The sequence below is a fragment of the Actinomadura sp. genome, from assembly GCF_044508335.1.
In the GTDB taxonomy this organism is placed as follows: domain Bacteria; phylum Actinomycetota; class Actinomycetes; order Streptosporangiales; family Streptosporangiaceae; genus Spirillospora.
In genome coordinates, this window is sequence record NZ_JBIQHY010000226.1 from 1 (window position 1) to 2,960 (window position 2,960).

The following is a 2,960-nucleotide window of genomic DNA, read 5'->3' on the forward strand; positions in this document are numbered from 1 at the left end:
GCATGTCCGGTGGTGTGAGAGGAGGGCCGGGCGACCCGGCCCTCCTACTCGATCCGGCCCGCCGGTCAGCCCGCGTAGTCGAGGCCGCCGTCGCGGCGTCCGGCGGACACGAGCCGGTCCATCGACAGCGCGGCCACCGCGTACCAGCAGGCGCCGACCAGGGCCTCGGCGCCGAGCAGCCCCATGACGTGGCCGACGGGCGCGCCGCCGAGGATTCCGCGCACCGCCTCCAGCCCGTGGACGACCGGCAGCGCGTGCGCCGCGTATTCGAGCGGCGCGGGCCAGACCCCGACGGGGACGTTCACGCCGCCGAACGTCATCACGATCCCGTAGGCGAGGTTCAGCACCAGCCATTCGACGCCGCGCAGCCGCAGCGCGATGCCCGCGAGCGCGCACCCGTACCCGTAGCTGCTGACGAGGACGAGCAGGACGACCGGAATGGCCCAGCCGGCGCGCGGCCAGGGCAGCGGGACGCCGAGGAGCGGCGGCAGGACGAGCCAGGCGACCGACGAGCTGGCCAGCCCCGTCACCGTCCACTGGAGCCCCCGCCCGAGGTACACCGGCAGGTGCCCGGACGGCGCGATGGCCAGCAGCGGCAGCGTCCCCATGCGCCGCTCACCGGCCAGCGAGATCACCACGATGGTGGACTCCATGCAGGCCAGCACCACGATGTTGCCGACCAGCACGTACCTCATCGTGGCCTCGTCGCCGACGTAGCGGCCCAGCAGCGCGTAGAACGTTGCCTGGCAGAGCAGCCGCATCAGCCACCCGAACGTCCATGTCCGCCAGGTGTAGACGGCGCTCATCTCGGCGAACCCCAGGATCAGCGCCTCCCGGACGATCCGGAGCACGTGCCTCATGCGAACTCCACCGTCCCCCGCCCGCGGGCCCGGTCGACGTAGCGGCGCGTCAGCCACAGCCCCGCCGCCATGGCCGCCGCGCCCAGCCCGAGGACGGCCGCGACCGACCAGGGCCGGCCGTCCGCATCGCCGCGCACGGCGCCGCGCAGCAGCTCCGCGCTCCACGACAGGAACACCACCCGGCTGAACGGGTGCAGCCAGCCGGGCAGCGCCGCGACCGGGACGAGGATCCCGCCGAGGATGTAGAACGGGTAGCCCAGGGAGTTCTGCAGGACGTCCCGCGCCCGCGACACCACGAGCACCGCCGACAGGAGCGTCGCCGTCCCGATCGTCGCCAGGCAGGTGACCGCGACCGCGAGCGCGAACAGCGCGGGGTCGGCGACCGCCACGACCCGGCCGAAACCGACCGCCGCCACCAGCCACGACTCCGCGAACGCCGCGGCGCCCACCAGCACGACCATCGCGACCCGCCCGGCCACCACCGGGCCGAGCGGCACGGGCGCCGCGATCATGGGGGAGAACCGGCCGGCCCAGCGGTCCTCGGGGACGATGCGCCCGGCGTAGTCGAGCGCGGCGACCCAGAGCCCGATCAGGCCCGGCGCCAGCACGGCGTTCGCGACGACGTCCGGGCGGTCCGCCGTCACGGTGAGCGCCAGCATCGTCGTGGTCTGCATGGGCGCGATGAGCAGGATGAGCGCGTGCTCCGGTTCGCGCCGCGACAGCGCCGCCTGCAGCAGCACCGCCCGCCACATCGCGCGCCACATCGCGCGGGGCGCGCTCATACCCGCATCCCGCGGTCGCCGACCGTGCGGAGGTAGACCTCTTCGAGCGTCGGCTCGCCGCGCCGGGCGGTGAGGACGTCGCGGTCCAGCAGCCAGGCGAGGACGCGGCGGGTGCCGTCCCGGTCGGCCGTGTGGGCGCGCCAGGCGGCCCCGTCCCGCCGCTCGACGTCGAGCACGTCCGGCAGCACGGCCAGGGCGCCGGCGACGGACGGGTCGGGGTGGGTGAAGTCGACGCACTCCCGCTCGCCGAGGAACCTCCCGACCCGGGCGGTGTCGGCGCTCAGCAGCATCCGGCCGCGGTCGATGAGCGTCACCCGGTCGCACAGCGCCGTGGCCTCGTCCATGTCGTGCGTGGCGAGCAGGAACGTGCGGCCCTCCGCGCGCAGGTCGAGGACCAGCCGCCGGAACGCCCCCGCCGCGACCGGGTCGAGCCCGGACGTCGGCTCGTCCAGGAACAGCACCCGCGGCTCGTGCAGCAGGCCGCGCGCCAGGTGCAGCCGCTGCCGCATGCCGCGCGAGAACCGCTCCACGCGGTCGTCCGCGCGGTCGGCGAGGCCGACCCGTTCCAGCAGCGCGCCGGCGCGGCGGCGGGTCGTGCGGGCGTCGAGCTTGTACAGCGCGCCCCAGAACAGCAGGTTCCGGCGGGCGGACAGCCGGTCGTAGAGGCCCCGGTCGCCGCCGAGGACCAGCCCGACCAGCGACCGGACGGCGCGTGTGCGGTCCACGACGTCGTGGCCGAGGATCCGCGCCGACCCGCCCGACGGCAGCAGCACGGTGGAAAGGATCTTGATGAGGGTGGTCTTGCCCGCCCCGTTCGGGCCGAGCAGCCCGTGGATCTCGTTCTGCCCGACGGACAGGGTCAGGCCGTCCAGGGCGACGACGGGATCCCGGCGGCCGCGCTCGTAGACGCGGCGCAGCCCGGAGGTGTGCACGGCGGCTTCCATGCCTCCGACCGTCGCCGTAAGGAGGGGCCGCGAGCCATAAGCCGGCGGCTTATCTCCCGGGCGGGTCTTCTGGGAGGCCCCTAGGCGAGGCCGCGGTCGCGGGCGGCCGCGACCGCCTCGCCGCGGGAGGAGACGCCGAGCTTGGCGAGGATGTGGGAGACGTGCACGCTGGCGGTCTTGGGGGAGATGACCAGCTCCTCGGCGATCTCCCGGTTGGAGCGGCCCCGCGCCAGCAGCCGGATCACCTCCGACTCCGCGCGGTCAGCGGCCCGCCGGACGGCCCGGCCAGGCCCGCGCGGCGCGCCCGCTCGGCGACGCGGCGGGCCAGCTCCAGCCCCTCCCGGCCGAAGCGCTCGCCCTCGGCGGTCTCGCCG

4 protein-coding genes are annotated in these 2,960 nt (G+C 75.5%); all 4 read right to left on the reverse strand.

What is annotated here, in order from left to right; translation table 11 throughout:
- Positions 1–65: 65 nt before the first annotated feature.
- Positions 66–860, reverse strand: a complete 795-nt coding sequence (locus tag ACIWVC_RS34405) for an ABC transporter permease (protein ID WP_396453234.1) — start codon at positions 858–860, stop codon at positions 66–68.
- Positions 857–1,642, reverse strand: coding sequence for an ABC transporter permease (locus tag ACIWVC_RS34410; protein ID WP_396453233.1), 786 nt, complete (start codon positions 1,640–1,642; stop codon positions 857–859). Before ACIWVC_RS34410 ends, ACIWVC_RS34405 begins: the two co-directional genes overlap by 4 nt.
- Positions 1,639–2,586 carry an ABC transporter ATP-binding protein gene (locus ACIWVC_RS34415; protein WP_396453231.1) on the reverse strand — a complete coding sequence of 316 codons (948 nt, stop codon included), beginning with the start codon at positions 2,584–2,586 and terminating at the stop codon, positions 1,639–1,641. The genes ACIWVC_RS34410 and ACIWVC_RS34415 overlap by 4 nt, the downstream gene beginning before the upstream one ends.
- Before the next feature lie 80 nt (positions 2,587–2,666).
- Positions 2,667–2,831 (reverse strand): response regulator transcription factor, encoded by a 165-nt coding sequence (locus tag ACIWVC_RS34420; protein ID WP_396455189.1) that lies wholly within the window; start codon positions 2,829–2,831, stop codon positions 2,667–2,669.
- Between the last annotated feature and the right edge of the window lie 129 nt (positions 2,832–2,960).

What these genes read in the sequence shown, in the direction of transcription:
- ACIWVC_RS34410 (WP_396453233.1), bottom strand. Translation starts at nt 1,642, where the DNA reads ATGAGCGCGCCCCGCGCGATGTGGCGCGCGATGTGGCGGGCGGTGCTG.
- ACIWVC_RS34415 (WP_396453231.1), bottom strand. Translation starts at nt 2,586, where the DNA reads ATGGAAGCCGCCGTGCACACCTCCGGGCTGCGCCGCGTCTACGAGCGC.
- ACIWVC_RS34405 (WP_396453234.1), bottom strand. Translation starts at nt 860, where the DNA reads ATGAGGCACGTGCTCCGGATCGTCCGGGAGGCGCTGATCCTGGGGTTC.